Below are 15,733 nucleotides of genomic sequence, written 5' to 3'. Positions count from 1 at the left end.
GGTTGAGTTTTATTCATTACTTTTCATTATTAAAGTCTAATCACCAAGTAAAGTTATATGAGCATATTTTCTGTCATTACAGGATCTGGGAAGTATATACCAGAGATTATTGTCAAAAATGAGGATTTCCTAACAAAGTCGTTTGTCAATGAAAAAGGAGAGAAACTTACCAAAGCCAATGAGGAAATAATCAGTAAGCTACAGGAAATAACTGATATACAGGAAAGAAGGTATTTAAGCAAAGAATACAACACCTCTGACATGGGCTATTTTGCTGCCAAAGCTGCCATAGAGTCTGCTGAAATTGACCCTGAAAGTCTGGACTACATTATCGTTGCCCACAATTTTGGTGATGTCCTGTACAATAATAAGAAGTCTGACATGGTGCCAACCCTAGCTTCTAGGGTAAAGCACTTGTTGAAAATTAAGAACCCGGATTGTGTAGCCTATGATTTGCCTTTTGGTTGTCCAGGTTGGGTTCAGGGAGTCATACAGGCAGATTATTACATCAAATCAGGGGATGCCAAAAAGGTGTTGGTCATTGGTGCAGAAAACCTGTCAAGGATCGCTGATCCCCATGATATAGATTCCATGATTTACTCAGACGGCGCAGGTGCAGTGGTAGTTGAAGCTAAAGAGTCTAGCACTCCCATAGGTGTATTAGCACATAAAACCCGTTCAGATACCTATTCCGAAGCCCATTTTCTTAAAATGGATATTTCATACCATACTGAATTTGAGGATAATACGCTCTTTATGAAAATGAACGGTAGAAAACTGTACGAGTATGCTTTGAATACAGTGCCAAGATTGGTAGTAGAAACCATTGAAAAATCAGGTGTGCCTTTTAAGGACATCAAAAAAGTGCTTATCCATCAGGCTAATGCTAAAATGGATGAGGCCATCATTCAGAGAGTATTTAAACTTGCTGGAGTCCAGGACATCAATTCTGAGCAGATCATGCCTATGACTATTTCCAAACTCGGAAACAATTCAGTCGCTACTGTCCCAATATTGTATGATATGATCATCAGGCATGAATTGGAAGGACATGAGATCAAGAGTGGTGATCATATTGTTTTTGCTTCTGTAGGTGCCGGGATGAACGTGAATGCTTTTGTTTATCTGGTTCCATGATTATAAAAAAGACCTTGGACTGATTGTCCAAGGTCTTTTTATGTTTTTATGTTTTTATTTTCTTGTGACTTGGGACCAGTCTGGGCTTACTCTTACATTGTTTCCAGTGTAGGTGAGCAATTCTACAGATCCATTTAACTTTGTTTTACCAAAGAAAAAATTGACATTTCTTCCAAAGTAAAACAAAAGGTCGGTTTTATTGGGAGATATCGTAAAAGATTGTAATCTATCGCTCTCCGCAAAACCCAATTGATTTTGGATGTTTTGGTCGTTGGAACCGTCGATGTTTATCTTTCTTACTTCATTGAAAAATCCGGAGGCATTTATTCTTTGAATATATACCAAGGTGTTTTCATCCAGCATTTTAGCAGAAATGAACACTAAATTTGGTTCTTCCTTTAATATTGTCATACCTGTTCCATCAGCATTAGAAATAGCCAATTGATGGACAACAGGACTGCCTGGAGTGTTTTTAATATATATTCCTAAAAACTTTGTTCCATTATCTATTACCTCTTGTACACTGAACATTTCTCCTTCTTCAAATTCTATCAGTGTCCTCTGCCCTGACTCAAGCTCGTAAGTCACATTTCTAAATCCGTTTCGGAAGGTTATTTTTTTGCTATCAGGGTGCCAGACTGAATTGAACTGGTTAGCCATAGCAGTATTATCTGCACCTTCGTGAGGAATAGCAGTTACATTTTCTCCATCAGCATCCATTACAAAAATTTGAATAGTATTATTGCCATCCAATCTATCATTGAAAGAGATTTTGGTGCCATCTGGAGAAATTCTGACAGTCGATGGGAAGGCTATTACTTTATCATAAATCAACTTTTCATCCGAACCATCTAAATTAGATGAGTGTATTTTAAATTCTGTGAAATTGTTTAAACCTTTGGAATATACTAATCTATCTCTTAGTATGGCTTTGCAATCTACTTCAAATTCGACTGTGGTGATTCCATCTGCGGAAACAGTTGCTTCCTTAACCATGCTCCCATTTCCAGAGCAATGATTCGCTATTCCTCTTAATTCTATAGAGTAATTTCCTGGTCTTTTATTAGAAATATTAATTTCCCCATTGGCATCTACTTGTCTGGCATCAGACCCTTCAATGTGCACGGTATATCCTTCAGGATCACTGTCCTTACCTGTAGTCTTGATTTTGATTAAAATGGAGCCTGTAGGTTCAGGATCATTATTAATCGGAGGTGCAGAATCTTCTTTATCACATGAGCTTAGATACAATACTGAACTCAACAGAAAAATAAATAATGCCTTGTTACCAAGGCGTGCAAAAAGTGAAGCAAGGTTTGATTCATTTACAATGAAAGGCTTTCTTTGAAGTTCAAATGAACTTAAAATCTGCTTCAATCCGGATTTGTTTGGATTTTTCATAAAAGGTAAAGATTTGGTTGAAAATAATATCAAACCCAAATCCATTGGCCTTTCAGTATGTTACCTATATTCTTTAACTTTTTGTTAAAAAATTTATATGTAAATTTTCCCGATGAGATAAGTTTTTGCCTCGCCCCTTATTTTCACCCTTTCTCCATCAAGCTCACAAAATAAGTTTCCTCCCCTTTTGGATAGTTGTCGGGCTGTAAGTTCATGCTTTCCGAGTTTTTCTGCCCATAAAGGTGTCAGGCTAGTGTGCGCAGAGCCTGTGACAGGGTCTTCAGGTACACCTACCATAGGCCCAAAAAATCTGGAAACAAAATCTACCTCCTCCCCTTGCGCCGTCACAATGACACCTCTTGCCCGAATGTGTGATATTTTATGAAGGTCATAATGTAGGTTTTTGATCTGGGTTTCATTATCAAAAACAAGAATATAATCCGTTTTCCCTTTGTATGCTTCAACAGGAATAGGTTGAAAAGGGGCCGTCAACCAAGGATTAAGCTCAGCTTTTTCCAAAGTATCGCTAGGGAAATCCAGCTCCAAGAACCCGTCCTCTAATCTTTTTACTGCAAGGTCGCCGGATCTTGGTGAGAAAAAAGAGATTTCATTCCCCTGATATCCCTCATGCTCTAGTAAAACATGTGCTGTAGCCAAGGTGGCATGTCCGCATAGATCTACTTCAACTCCCGGTGTAAACCAACGGATCAAAACCCTTTCATTTTCAATGATATAAAATGCTGTTTCTGAAAGGTTATTTTCAGCTGCGATATCCTGCATTTCTCCCTCACTCAACCATGCCTTTAGGGGTACCACGGCAGCAGGGTTTCCTGAAAACACCTTCTCAGCAAATGCATCTACTTGATAAATTTTGAGTTCCATGACTGTCAATTTTGGTTGCTATAGCAAAAATCACTTCTACTTTTTAACCTTCCAAACCTTTGGAAAGAAAATCAACATTACTCACTTTTCAACGTGCTTACCGGATTGATTTGGGCAGCTTTAAGAGCCTGTAAACTGACAGTAAGGTAAGCTATGGTCAGTATAACGCTGGCAGCCAATGGAATGAACCACCACTCAAAGTCTATACTATAAGCATAATCGTTTAACCAATCCTGCATCAACCAATATGCAATTCCGGATCCTATGAGTATGGAGAGTGCTACAACAGCTATAAATTCTTTGTTAATGACATGGAGAATTGACAGCGTGGAAGCACCCAATACTTTCCTTATGCCGATCTCCTTGGTTTTTTGCTCTGCAATATGAGACGACAATCCCAATAGCCCCAGGCAGGATATCAGAATGGTCAGAATACTGAAATATTTCGCCAATTCCCTTACCCTCACATCCTCTTGATACATGCGGGCGTAGTTTTCATCCATAAAGCTGTACTGAAATGGAAACGAAGGCTCAAAAGTATTTGCTACCTGTTGGATGGAAGTCAAAGTTTCCTGCATATTCTCAGGTTGCACTTTGATGTATCCCCTATTGGCAAATGAAGGATCCAATAATATAATTACAGGCTCCATACCTTGGTGAAAACTCTGAAAATGGAAATCTTCTACAACACCCAATATCTCAATTTCAGTATCCCAAGTAAAAGAGCTGGCCTCAGGGTTACTTTCTGTGATCAGTTCATATGCTCTCCTGTTGAGAATGGCTTTATTGAGTGAGTCAGACACCCTTTCTTCTGAAAAATCCTCTCCATGGATTATTTTAAATCCCATAGTCTCTATAAAGTCATAATCTACCCGCATAATTTCGAAGAGAGCAGAAAATTCCGGATCTTTTCCTTCCCAAGAAATTCCTCCGGAATTGGAGTTTCTTCCCAAAAGAGAATGTGTAGATCTGCTGATGGCCAAAACTCCCGGCACAGTTTCAAGGTCATTTTTGAAAGCTTCAAAATTTTCCATCATCTTTCCCTCAAGAGTAAGGTTGATCAATTGATCTTTATTGTAGCCCAGGTCTTTGTTCAGGGCAAAATTGATTTGTTTGTACACCACCATAGTGGCCACAATGAGCATGGTAGCCAAAATGAACTGAAACAAAACCAAACCTTTTCTTGCTATGGCAACACCTTTACCGGATTTGGTATAGCTTCTGAAAACCTGTACCACTTTAGTAGCGGATAGATAGAAAGCTGGATAACTGCCTGCTATGACTCCTGTCACCAGCAAAATGAGGGCAAATTGCAACCATGAAATCAATTCCCCATAAGGAACGGACATAGCCTTTCCAGTCAAATTGTTGAAAATCGGTAGCGTTAATTCAACCAAAAGTATAGAGAAAACGCCGGCAAAGAAGGTGATGACCAGTGATTCTGTAAGGAATTGAGATACAAGCATGCCTTTATCAGCACCAACCACTTTTCTCACCCCGACTTCCTTAGCTCTTTTTTGGGACTTGGCTGTTGACAAATTCATGAAATTGATACAGGCGATCAACAAGACAAAAAGTCCAATGATAGCAAATAACCTCACATATTCAATTCTTCCACCCGCTTGTTTGCCATCCTCAAAACGGCCCTTGAGGTAAAGGTCTTTTTGGGGATAAACAAAAAGCTTTACATTACTTCCTTCGTTTCTTTCCGCTATGAAGTCTTCAATGCCGGTAGAAAAGTTTTTCCAGTCTGAATTTTTATTCAGCTTGACAATGGTACTTGGACCATTGTTGCCCCAAGAGTTTAACCAACCATTGTAAGGCTTGTCAAACATAAATTGAAAGGGAAGTATGTAGTCAAAAGAGCCACTGCTTTCCAATTTGTCAAAGTCCAATACTCCCATGACTTTGAAATTACTTTCACCATCTGTCTCTTTTAGGGTCACAGTTTCTCCAATCACATCTGTTTTGCCAAATAGTTTGATTGCTGACTCTTTTGATAAAACGATGTGGCTGATTTCTGTTAAGGCAGTGCTTCTATCTCCGTGGAGAAAATCGTACTGCATGATGTGGAGGTAATCGGGTTCGGCAAAGAATCCAGAAAGGTTGGCTTTTTGATCATCCACAAGAAATAGCTCCTGTTGGTTCCAAGAATAGCAGGCAGCTAACTCTACTTCAGGATATTCATTCTTAAGGGCCTGGGCAAGTATTCCTGGAGTGGATGTGGTAGTGAAAATATCGGAACCATACCTCTGATGTTCCATAACCCTGTAGACCTGATCTATTTCAGGAAAATGCTGATTGGTATTCAGCTCACTTTTGACCCAAAGACCAATAGAAATAGTAGCCCATAATCCTAAAGTCAAGCCGAAGAGGTTGATAAAGAAGGTCAGCTTATGCTTGGCAAAGCCTCTGAGCGCGATTTTGAAGTAGTTAGTGAACATCGGATGAAAAAGGTTTGGATGTTGGGAAGTTAGGAGGTTAAGAAATTATGTGATCTTAAAGTTTTATTTTGGACTATTGGATTTCAGGAAATTTCGAAAGGCCGCAATGCTGTTCATAAGTTCAAATGCTTGTTGATAGAATCGATTAAACTCTTCATCTGATAAATATCCTCTATTTGATGCTTTATAAAGGCATGTTACAACCTCGGCTAAAGACCTTAAAGAATAACCTAATAAACCTGCTGAACTCTATGTTGGTTTGACCTGTTGAGCCTTCAGCAATATTTAAAGCAATTGAATCCGATGCTCTTCTTATTTGCGATGTTAAGTTAAACTGTTCTTCTTTTGGAAACCCTTTTGATAGTTTGAAAATATCTTCTCCAAAATTCATTGAATTTTGCCAAATTCTTAGTTTTTCAAATTTGAAGTCTTTCATTGCAAGAAATTTAAAATTAAATAACTAATTAACTTCCAATCAACTAAACTTCCTAGCCTCCAGCCTTCTAAATATGAAACTGCTCTCTGATGTTTTCAGTCACCACTTTTCCATCAAAGAGGTTGATGATTCTATGGGCATAATTAGCGTCATGAGGAGAGTGGGTTACCATCACGATAGTAGTCCCTTCATTGTTCAACTCTTCCAATAGCCGCATTACCTCTTCTCCGTTTGCAGAATCCAAATTACCCGTAGGTTCATCAGCAAGGATAACAGCGGGCTTGGCTACTATAGCTCTGGCAATGGCAACTCTCTGTTGCTGACCACCTGAAAGTTGCTGAGGAAAGTGATCCTTTCTGTGCATGATGTTCATTCTGGTCAGCACTTCTTCTACTCTTTTTTTTCTTTCGTCTGCAGGAGTTTTCAGATAAAGAAGAGGAAGTTCTACATTCTCATAACATGTCAACTCATCGATCAAATTGAAACTTTGGAAAACAAATCCGATATTTCCTTTTCTGAGTTGGGACCTTTGTCTTTCCGAGTATTTGGCAACTTCCTCATCCAGAAAGAAATACTGACCATCTTCCGGGTTGTCCAACAATCCAATAATATTGAGTAATGTGGATTTTCCACAGCCTGATGGGCCCATTATGGCCACAAATTCCCCTTTTTTAATTTCAACATTGATATTGTCCAAAGCAGTCGTCTCGACTTCTTCTGTGGTGTAAAGCTTCTTGAGGTTTACGGTTTTAATAATGTTTTGCATGGTTGTATTAGGATTGTATATTTTAGATTGTAGAATTTAAATTTATGATTTAAGATTATAGGTTTAGGTTTTTTATCTTTTTGTTGTCCATGGAGAAGAGAAGCTTTAGTCGCAGATTGCCCATTTAAATTGTGCACTCGCTTCTTATGTCTCATATCTAAGGTCTCACGTCTCATTTCAAGTTTAGCACTTCATTTTTGCCGAAATTCTCATAACCGCTGACGATAACTTTGTCCCCTGGCTGCAAGCCTTCTATGACTTCGTAGTATTCAGGATTTTTTCGGCCAAGGCGGATATTCCTTCTTTCTGCCTTTCCATCAGATTGGTTTACCACAAAAACCCAATTGCCACCGGTATCTTTGTAAAAACCTCCTGTTGGAAGGAGGACTGCCTGCTCACTTTCTCCCAGTTCCAGTCTTATCCTGACGGTCTGGCCTCTTCGGATTCCCGATGGTACCTGATCGGTAAAGAACATATCCACTTCAAACCTTCCTGCTGTGACATTAGGATATATTTTTCCTATTTCCACTTCATAGGAAGATCCGGAAAAATTGAAGGTTCCTTTCAGCCCTGTATTGACTCGTGGAAGATAAAGCTCATCAATTTGCACCCTTACTTTGAATTTGTCCAAAATATCTATCTGTCCAAAACGCTGACCTTGGGAAATAGACTGGCCAATTTCAATCTGTTCTGTAGCCAGTTGCCCACTTATCGGAGCTCTTAGAGCTAGATTATCCAAGATGTGGCCTACACCGTCCAAAGACTGGTTCATTCTTTTCTCAGAATCTGATAGCTGTCTTTTTTGAGCAGTTCTGGACATGGAGTCATTTCTATACGCCTCATATGTCAGCTTTCTTCTCTTCACGTTGTAATCATATTGTTCTTTGACTTCTTCAAACTCCCTGTCTGAGACCAGTTTTTTTTCATGCAATTCTTTGAATCTTTCATACTGCGGCTTTAGTAAGCTTATCTGATAGTCGATTTCCGCAAGTTGCGCCTGCTGACTTAGGTCATTTTGATCCAATTGAAGCCTTACCTGTCTCAGGTTATTGATCTGAAAATACAAACCTGATTCTCTCTCCATTACTTCCAATTGTAGTTTGGAATTGGAAAGTAATAAGATGGTATCACCTGCCTCTACAAATGAACCTGATTCTCGTACAATTTTTTGGATATTTCCTCCTTCCAGGGCATCAAGAAAGAATGTTTCTCCCGGTTCAATATTACCGCTGACCGGAATGTAATCTGTAAACTCACCTTCCCTGACCGTCGCTATGGTGATTCTTTCCATATTGACATTCATACTTGATCGGGAATCGGAAAATCCCAATTGATAAACAATAAAACCCAATAACAAGGCCCCGAAAGAAACAATAGCTATCAATTTAGGTGTCCAGGTTTTCTTTTTGATTTTTCTATCCATTTTTATAGTACGCGTTTTTATGCTGACTCAATTTCCAATTAATATGCCACTGCCAAAACATCATTTTTGGAGGCATTGGGGGCATATGCCTAAAATTTTCATATATTTTCCGAACAAAATTGTCCGCCAGCGACCAAAAATCAATCAAAGTAGACAGTCTGGCAATTTTGTTTTAAAAATTCACTTCGCTCAAAAAGGCTTATATTTCATTCATTGGCCGTTTTTGGAAAAAGATTGCCCGTTTGTATCATTTCGGTACAAGGTTTGGAAAAAGAAGAGGGATTGGATTTGGAGAGAAGTTAATTAGTTAATAGTTATTAGTTAATTAGGAAAAATAATATTCAACAGTCGAAAGTCTAGTTTCTTGCCTCTTAATTCTTATCTCTTTTCTCTCGTTTCTACTGTCCCTTAACTTATACAAATGAAAGAACAAAAAACCGGAAAAATCCTGATCGTAGATGACAATGAGGATCTCCTAAAAGCCGCCAAGATATTTTTGAAAAGACACTTTGGTCAAGTAGATACGGAAACAAATCCAGGACTTCTACCTGTATTAATAGTCAATGAGCAGTATGATGTGATCCTTTTGGACATGAACTTTACCAAAGATGTAAGCAGTGGGCATGAGGGCTTTTATTGGTTAGATAGGATTCTGGAATTGGACTCCTCCGCAGTCGTGGTCCTGATTACAGCTTATGGAGATGTCAATACCGCTGTGAAAGCAATTAAAGAAGGAGCCACAGACTTCGTCCTGAAACCTTGGGAGAATGAAAAGCTCTTGGCCACGCTCAATGCTGCCGTTCAGCTAAGGCAATCAAAGCTGGAGATTTCACAGCTCAAAAGCCAACAGCAGCAACTATACTCTGACATAGACAGTAAGTTCAAAGATATTATCGGCCAAAGCCCTGCAATGGTGAAGGTATTCGAAACCATAGAAAGGGTAGCGGCTACTGATGCCAATGTCCTGATATTGGGAGAAAACGGGACTGGAAAAGAACTGATTGCAAGGGCCATACACAGAAACTCCCGCAGGCATAGAGAAGCCTTCGTCGGTGTGGATCTTGGAGCAATTACGCAGACACTTTTTGAATCTGAACTCTTTGGACATAAGCGGGGAGCATTTACAGATGCCAAAGAGGACCGGGCTGGACGTTTTGAGCAAGCTAACAAGGGTACCTTGTTTTTGGATGAAATTGGCAATCTTCCCCTACCCCTTCAAGCAAAAATGCTGGCAGCACTCCAAAACCGGGAAGTAACGCGGGTAGGTGCCAATAAGGCTATTCCGGTCAATATTCGTCTTATATCTGCGACCAATATGCCGATACATAATATGGTTTATGAAAATACTTTTAGACAGGATTTACTTTATAGGATCAATACCATTGAAATTACTTTGCCATCATTAAGGGACCGGCTTGAAGACATACCGCTTTTGGCCAATCATTTTATTGAATTATATTCAAAAAAATACAATAAAGAAATCCGTAAAGCAGGGGAAGCTCTGATCAAAAGGATGCAAAAATATCATTGGCCTGGAAATATCAGGGAATTGCAGCACAGCATAGAGCGGGCTGTGATCATGACTTCCCATTCTGTATTGCAGCCCGAGGACTTGTTTATGCAAAAGCAGGTCAACCCGGAAAAACAGGAAGAGATGGTAAGCCTGGATCACCTCAATATTGAAGATGTGGAGAAAATCCTGATCCGTAAAGCACTTCAGAAACATAATGGGCATATCACCCGGGCAGCAGAAGAGTTGGGATTGACCAGGTCTTCACTTTACAGAAGGTTAGAAAGGTATGGGCTTTAAATCATTTACTCTAGGAGTCATCATCAGGGTGTCTCTTATTCTGTTTTTCACCTGTTTGGGTGCATATTTCTATTTCAGTGATTTTCCGATTTTTCAGATTCTGTTGGTTGTATGGGTCATTTTGTTGTTTACAGCCAACCTGATCTCCTACGCGACCACGACTAATAGAAAGATTACCAGGTTTTTGGAATCGATCCGTTATTCTGATTTTTCTTCTTCTTTTACCAAAGACAGCAAGCTAGGCAATTCTTTCAGGGAGATGAACATGTCATTTAATGAAGTTATTGAGGCTTTTAAGAAAACAAGGGCAGAAAAGGAGGAACAGATGTTGTTTCTTCAGATCATGATTCAGCATATCAATACCGGAATCATATCATTTGACAGTCAGGGAAAAATTGGCGTGATCAATGGAGCAGCCAAGCAATTGCTTCAGATTCCCCAATTCAAAGACATTCATGACTTAGGAAAGATGTCGGTAGAATTGTTGCAAAAGGTTCTGACTTTGAAGCCTGGAGGCTCTTTTGCCTACAAAATCAACTCTGACCTACATCTCAATGTACAGTCCGCTGCTTTTAAAATGGAAGGTAACAGCTGGACCTTACTTTCTTTTCAGAATATCAAATCTGAACTGCAGCGAAATGAGCTTGAGGCCTGGCAGAATCTTACAAAAGTACTTCGCCATGAAATCATGAATTCAATGACGCCAATTGCCAGTTTGGCAAATTCTCTTGGAGTGATCCTTGAGGAAGATACACTTGAAAGTGAAGAAGGTAACCTTTTATTGGAAAAAGATAGTTTCGTAGATCTTTCAGAGGGCTTGGAGACCATTTCAAAGAGAAGTTCGGGACTTGTAGACTTTGTCAATGCCTATAGGGATTATACCAACATTCCACAGCCTAATTTAAAGACTTTTAAGGTTTCCAGTCTGATAGACAATGTGTGTGTCCTGATGAAAAAGGAACTAGTGTCCCATCAGATTGAGATCAAGTCTACAGTGCAGCCAGAAGATCTGGAGATATTGGCAGATCAGGACCTAATTCAGATGATCCTTATCAACCTGGTCAAAAATGCAAAGGAAGCATTGGAGCGATCAGAGAAAAAGTCGATAAGTATTGTGGCATCAAAAGACACACAATCTATCCCATTTATCCAAGTTGAGGATTCTGGGGAAGGTATTGTTTCCGAAGCTCTGGAAAGGATTTTTGTACCCTTTTTCACTACAAAAAAATCGGGATCAGGCATAGGATTGGCAATTTCCAGACAAATCATGCACCTGCATAAAGGTACTCTGGAAGTTTCTTCTATTCCCAATGAAAAAACAGTTTTTACGCTTAGATTTGGATGAAATTTTTAACAAATGGAAGCTCATTATCAAATCAAAATTGCTGAAACGACAGAGGAGTTGCAGGGCATATTACAACTTCAAAAAGCCAACCATGAAAAATCACTTAGTTCTATAAATGATGGCTTTGTCACTGTAAGCCATCGTTTGGATGATCTGGAAAAAATGAACGGCATCGCGCCACATGTAATTGTCAAAGATGGTTCGAGGGTAATCGCATATATTCTGGCAATGACGGCCAAAAGTAAGGATGACATTCCTGTTTTGAAACCCATGTTTGAAGAGTTCAATCAAATTCTATATAATGGATTGAAAGTATCTAATTATCAATATATTGTAATTGGTCAGGTTTGTGTAGACAAGGATTACAGAGGTATGGGTTTGTTGGACAAAGCATATGCTTTTTACAAAAAGGTCCACTGCCCTGATTTTGAATTTGCCATCACTGAAATAGCAAGTAGAAACCAAAGGTCAATAAAAGCCCATGAGAGAATTGGTTTTAAGATCATTCATCAGTTTGTAGATGAAATTCCAGAAGAATGGAGTATTGTACTTTGGGATTGGAGCGAATGATGTTTTTGTACTGATTTAATCAATTTTTTGAACCATGTAAGAAATAAAATTGATGTAAGAATTTAATACTAAGCCTTCATATTCATTAGCTAGTATGCTCTTTTATCACTTTGCTGACTATTTCAAAATATTGAAGCACCTCTTATTGCAAAATGAACTTAGGGCCAAATCCATCTCCCTTTTTTATAAAATCTTTAAGCTGATATTCCTTTCCATTGGTCAAATCCACCAGGACTGCGGTTTTGGCATTAATTCCTACGTTCAGTTCAGGGTCGAAGATTTTCCCGGCTGAGTAATCTGTCATTAGGCCTGAAACAGGATGAATTGCAACATGACCTTTGGTGTATTGCATGGTGTAGGAAGTCTTATTGGGGAACTTATAGTATTTTGAAATTTCCCAGTCAGGATGATAGAATCCTTCCTTAATAATTAAAGGTTCTATTTTTTGTAAAAACTCCTCTATTGGACTTTGAGCCGAAACCGTTTGAAATTTGACAAACAAAAGGGCTACTAAAATAAAATACTTCATGTCAACTAAAGTTTAAGAACCTTGAGATAAAATTAGAGATTAGTTTATAAAATATCAAGGGATTCAATGACTTATGTAAATTGTATTTGGGATAAAATACCTGTTTACTAAGTTTTTTTGATTAAAGTCCATTTTTTTTACTAATTGTTTTTTGACACTTATTACGTTTCACATCCATTTTTTTGCACTAACATTATTCAAAAAGGTGTTTTATAATATAATTGTTAAATGATAAAAATATCAGGGAAAATAAATATTTATAATTGTATTATTTATTTTGTCTGTTATATTATTTTTACGTTCAACCATAAAAAAGATCACCCAAATTCCCGATCTGATTTAGCCCTAGTAGCGTGATGAAAACCTGGTCATGCAAATATCTTTTTGCTCTTTTTGCTTTAGTATTTTTCTTAAGCAGTAAATCAGTCTTTGGTCAAAATTGTAACCAGAATAATGTAACCATTACAGGTGTGGAAGTAAGGGACATGAATGGAAATCCATTTACCTCAGCTGATGCATATGAGCTTGGAGAACAAGTGAATGGTAGAATTTATATCATTTTAGGAGGAAGCAATTCAGGAAATGCTTATTCTACTGTTGCGTTTTTTGACCTACTGATTGGAGGCGTGAAAGTAGGAGACAGAAACCGTGTGTGTATTTCAGAACAAACCAACCCTCCTTTTGGTACCCTGGTTTACGCCATGGATGTCACTTGGAATTGGGGTGAAGAAATCCGTCTAAGCAATGTACTGGCAAGATGGTTTACAAACACAGGAAATAACCGAGACTGTGCAGACATTACTGAAGCCGGTTCTTCAGCCCAGTGTTTTTCTGACCCTGTTGGCTTTGTGGCTGAGCTACCGGTTCAACCTAACTTAGACTTTGATGCCGAAACCTGTAACCCGACCGTGAATTTTATCAATCAGACTTTTGGAGGTAAACCACCATATACTTATCTGTGGCAGTTTTTTGATGGGGCAACTTTACTAGGGACAAGTACAGAAATAAATCCCACATTTACTTTTCCGGGAATAGATACCTATAACGTGTCTTTATCTGCTACAGATGTGGATGGTGTTACAAATACCCTTACCAAACCCATTACCATACCTGCCATTGATATCCAGATAGAAGTTACCCCTACCCGATATAATGAAAGCACAGGTTCTATCCTCGTTCAGCCAAACGGCGGTACGGCTCCTTATACAGTAGAATGGAGGAGTACTGATCCCGAAGGAATAACAGGATCCGTCTCAGGAATCAGCACCACTTATCTTATTGACAATCTTCCTTTTGGAAATTATGAGGTTTTTGTAACTGATTCACAGGGTTGTCCAGGCTATGTAGAGACATTTATTGATATTGCCACCATACTCATGAATCGCTGGGGCGGACTGACCGTAAGTATCAGTCAGAATCAGGAAGCTGTTGTACTGGATTGGAATACAGACTCAGAAGGTGATCCTGGGTTATTTTATTTGGAAAGAGCTGAAGACATCACACTTGACTTCTACAGCATAGGGAGTGTAGCTAGCAAAGGTTTTTCTGATGATCCCCTTTATTATCAGTTTATTGATGATGATCTTCCTTACTCAGGTGGACGGACTTACTATAGAATCAGATATGAGGTAAATAATGAAGTTGACATTATTTCCGAAGTGGTGGCTATAGATCTTCCCCAAAAAGCAGAAAATCAACATTTCTCTACTTTTCCTAACCCATTTACAGGAGATAAACTCACCCTTAACATTCCAAATCACAGGGCTCTGGCAAATAAGGAATTGACCCTGAGCCTTTTTTCTTCCAATTTATTTATACAAAAGGAGTTCACAGTTCAAGGTCCTCATATTGATTTGGGAACTTATGTCAGGTCTTTCCCTAAAGGCGTCATTATTGTGCAGATCAAAGGCGAAGGAATTCATCAAAGTATCAAGGTCTTGAAAAAGTAGAATTTGGGATTAACTTTTTTTAAGTTCCCAATAAACAATTTCAAACTTTACCCAACTTTTCGGCAATCATTGAGCCAACCAGTAATTGCAAGGCATGATAGATCATCAAGGGCAATAAGATAATACCGAACACGGTTGGATCTGGAAACATAACCCTGCCCATCACTGCTCCTTGCACCAGTGATTTTTTGCTGCCACAAAAGATCACGGCAATGGTATCTTCCCGGTTAAACTTCATCAGAGTAGACAGGCCATACATCATACCCATCATTACAAAAAAGAAAAGTAGCATCAATCCACTCAATGAACCCAATTCCCAAGCGGTATAGCCTTTGAACATTTCTTCTGCAAAGGACTCCGCAAAAGCTGTAAAAACGATCAAAAGGATTATGGTCTGGTCAAAATTCTTGAGACTTCTTTGGTGCTTTACTATAAAGGAAACCAGATACTTATGAAAATAAAGCCCAATAAGTACCGGGAAAAGTACTTGTAAGCTTAGCTTTAGGAATGTATCGCTCAGGTCAAACCCTACCGCACTTTCAGGAAGTAACAGCTCCATCCAGACCGGAGTAATAAAAATCCCAACCATACTTGAAATGCTGGCATTGAAGATAGCCGCGGAAAGGTTGCCTCTTGCTATAGAAACCATCACCACAGAGGAAGATACGGTGGAAGGGAGTGCAGCAAGATAGAAAGTGCCTAACCACAAATAATTGCCCTCTTCTCCCCAAATCATATATAGCAAAAGCACCACTATAGGAAAGATCAAAAAGGTAGTTGCCTGAATCAGTAAATGAAGTTTCCAGTTTTTCAGGTCTTCCAATAGTTTTCTTGGACTGAGTTTGACACCGTAGAAAAAGAAGATAATCGATATACCTACTCCTGTGATTGATTTTAAAGGCAAAGGGCTGCTAGACGTTCCCCACTCCGGAAAAAACTTTGCCAGAAATATCATACCAATCAAAAGCAGAAAAAAAGAATTAAGGCCTACTTTGGCAAGCGTCTTATTAAGTTGGTTCATTTTAATATCAATAGTATGGC

The 15,733-nt window shown here is 38.8% G+C and carries 13 protein-coding genes and 1 pseudogene; 5 read left to right on the top strand and 9 right to left on the bottom strand.

Annotation, left to right across the window (positions count from 1 at the left end):
• The first annotated feature begins 57 nt into the window (after positions 1 to 57).
• Entirely contained in the window at positions 58 to 1,137 is a 1,080-nt protein-coding gene (locus EGN73_RS09390; RefSeq protein ID WP_219288699.1) for a 3-oxoacyl-ACP synthase III family protein, read from the top strand.
• 54 nt (positions 1,138 to 1,191) lie between these two features.
• Here EGN73_RS09390 and EGN73_RS09385 read toward each other — a convergent pair whose 3' ends face one another.
• From EGN73_RS09385 to EGN73_RS09360, 7 genes and pseudogenes are all read right to left on the bottom strand, one after another.
• Positions 1,192 to 2,538 carry a TolB-like translocation protein gene (locus EGN73_RS09385; protein ID WP_219288697.1) on the bottom strand — a complete coding sequence of 449 codons (1,347 nt, stop codon included), beginning with the start codon at positions 2,536 to 2,538 and terminating at the stop codon, positions 1,192 to 1,194.
• Between the two features lie 93 nt (positions 2,539 to 2,631).
• The gene (locus EGN73_RS09380) at positions 2,632 to 3,420 is read right to left on the bottom strand and encodes a PhzF family phenazine biosynthesis protein (protein WP_219288695.1); all 789 of its coding nucleotides are present in this window, start codon (positions 3,418 to 3,420) and stop codon (positions 2,632 to 2,634) included.
• A 77-nt stretch (positions 3,421 to 3,497) separates the two neighbouring features.
• Entirely contained in the window at positions 3,498 to 5,864 is a 2,367-nt protein-coding gene (locus tag EGN73_RS09375; RefSeq protein WP_219288693.1) for an ABC transporter permease, read from the bottom strand.
• Positions 5,865 to 5,927: 63 nt separating this feature from the next.
• A pseudogene (locus EGN73_RS22830) lies at positions 5,928 to 6,038 on the bottom strand (hypothetical protein); the annotation flags it as partial.
• 10 nt (positions 6,039 to 6,048) lie between these two features.
• Complete coding sequence (locus EGN73_RS22665; protein ID WP_281422251.1) at positions 6,049 to 6,300, bottom strand: four helix bundle protein; 252 nt, start codon at positions 6,298 to 6,300, stop codon at positions 6,049 to 6,051.
• Positions 6,301 to 6,367: 67 nt separating this feature from the next.
• Positions 6,368 to 7,066, bottom strand: a complete 699-nt coding sequence (locus tag EGN73_RS09365; RefSeq protein ID WP_219288691.1) for an ABC transporter ATP-binding protein — start codon at positions 7,064 to 7,066, stop codon at positions 6,368 to 6,370.
• Between the two features lie 172 nt (positions 7,067 to 7,238).
• The gene (locus EGN73_RS09360; protein WP_219288689.1) at positions 7,239 to 8,489 is read right to left on the bottom strand and encodes an efflux RND transporter periplasmic adaptor subunit; all 1,251 of its coding nucleotides are present in this window, start codon (positions 8,487 to 8,489) and stop codon (positions 7,239 to 7,241) included.
• 421 nt (positions 8,490 to 8,910) lie between these two features.
• On the opposite strand from EGN73_RS09360, the gene EGN73_RS09355 reads away from it, so the two are divergent.
• Genes EGN73_RS09355 through EGN73_RS09345 form a run of 3 tightly spaced genes read left to right on the top strand, consistent with a single transcriptional unit; the run spans position 8,911 to position 12,214 of the window.
• On the top strand, positions 8,911 to 10,299 hold the full coding sequence (locus tag EGN73_RS09355; protein WP_219288686.1) for a sigma-54-dependent transcriptional regulator: 1,389 nt from the start codon (positions 8,911 to 8,913) through the stop codon (positions 10,297 to 10,299).
• Positions 10,289 to 11,644 (top strand): sensor histidine kinase, encoded by a 1,356-nt coding sequence (locus EGN73_RS09350; protein WP_219288684.1) that lies wholly within the window; start codon positions 10,289 to 10,291, stop codon positions 11,642 to 11,644. The genes EGN73_RS09355 and EGN73_RS09350 overlap by 11 nt, the downstream gene beginning before the upstream one ends.
• Before the next feature lie 12 nt (positions 11,645 to 11,656).
• Positions 11,657 to 12,214, top strand: coding sequence for a GNAT family N-acetyltransferase (locus EGN73_RS09345; protein WP_219288681.1), 558 nt, complete (start codon positions 11,657 to 11,659; stop codon positions 12,212 to 12,214).
• 142 nt (positions 12,215 to 12,356) lie between these two features.
• Here the strand turns inward: EGN73_RS09345 and EGN73_RS09340 are convergent, their stop codons facing one another.
• Positions 12,357 to 12,743, bottom strand: coding sequence for a hypothetical protein (locus tag EGN73_RS09340; RefSeq protein WP_219288678.1), 387 nt, complete (start codon positions 12,741 to 12,743; stop codon positions 12,357 to 12,359).
• 356 nt (positions 12,744 to 13,099) lie between these two features.
• On the opposite strand from EGN73_RS09340, the gene EGN73_RS09335 reads away from it, so the two are divergent.
• Positions 13,100 to 14,692, top strand: coding sequence for a PKD domain-containing protein (locus EGN73_RS09335; protein ID WP_219288675.1), 1,593 nt, complete (start codon positions 13,100 to 13,102; stop codon positions 14,690 to 14,692).
• Positions 14,693 to 14,732: 40 nt separating this feature from the next.
• On the opposite strand, the gene EGN73_RS09330 is transcribed toward EGN73_RS09335, so the two are convergent.
• A complete protein-coding gene (locus tag EGN73_RS09330; protein ID WP_219288673.1) occupies positions 14,733 to 15,713 on the bottom strand; it encodes a bile acid:sodium symporter family protein in 981 nt (326 codons plus the stop codon).
• Positions 15,714 to 15,733: the final 20 nt, after the last annotated feature.

Origin of the sequence: Arthrospiribacter ruber, from assembly GCF_019343195.1 — a bacterium.
GTDB classification, from domain to species: domain Bacteria; phylum Bacteroidota; class Bacteroidia; order Cytophagales; family Cyclobacteriaceae; genus Arthrospiribacter; species Arthrospiribacter ruber.
The sequence above is the reverse complement of the archived record's forward strand: the minus strand, read 5'-3'. Positions and strand labels throughout refer to the sequence as shown.

Bases quoted from the DNA above. Each gene is read 5' to 3' on its own strand.
- EGN73_RS09390 (WP_219288699.1), top strand. From the start codon at position 58: ATGAGCATATTTTCTGTCATTACAGGATCTGGGAAGTATATACCAGAG.
- EGN73_RS22665 (WP_281422251.1), bottom strand. From the start codon at position 6,300: ATGAAAGACTTCAAATTTGAAAAACTAAGAATTTGGCAAAATTCAATG.
- EGN73_RS09345 (WP_219288681.1), top strand. From the start codon at position 11,657: ATGGAAGCTCATTATCAAATCAAAATTGCTGAAACGACAGAGGAGTTG.
- EGN73_RS09385 (WP_219288697.1), bottom strand. From the start codon at position 2,538: ATGAAAAATCCAAACAAATCCGGATTGAAGCAGATTTTAAGTTCATTT.
- EGN73_RS09330 (WP_219288673.1), bottom strand. From the start codon at position 15,713: ATGAACCAACTTAATAAGACGCTTGCCAAAGTAGGCCTTAATTCTTTT.
- EGN73_RS09380 (WP_219288695.1), bottom strand. From the start codon at position 3,420: ATGGAACTCAAAATTTATCAAGTAGATGCATTTGCTGAGAAGGTGTTT.
- EGN73_RS09335 (WP_219288675.1), top strand. From the start codon at position 13,100: ATGAAAACCTGGTCATGCAAATATCTTTTTGCTCTTTTTGCTTTAGTA.
- EGN73_RS09350 (WP_219288684.1), top strand. From the start codon at position 10,289: ATGGGCTTTAAATCATTTACTCTAGGAGTCATCATCAGGGTGTCTCTT.
- EGN73_RS09355 (WP_219288686.1), top strand. From the start codon at position 8,911: ATGAAAGAACAAAAAACCGGAAAAATCCTGATCGTAGATGACAATGAG.
- EGN73_RS09375 (WP_219288693.1), bottom strand. From the start codon at position 5,864: ATGTTCACTAACTACTTCAAAATCGCGCTCAGAGGCTTTGCCAAGCAT.
- EGN73_RS09365 (WP_219288691.1), bottom strand. From the start codon at position 7,066: ATGCAAAACATTATTAAAACCGTAAACCTCAAGAAGCTTTACACCACA.
- EGN73_RS09340 (WP_219288678.1), bottom strand. From the start codon at position 12,743: ATGAAGTATTTTATTTTAGTAGCCCTTTTGTTTGTCAAATTTCAAACG.
- EGN73_RS09360 (WP_219288689.1), bottom strand. From the start codon at position 8,489: ATGGATAGAAAAATCAAAAAGAAAACCTGGACACCTAAATTGATAGCT.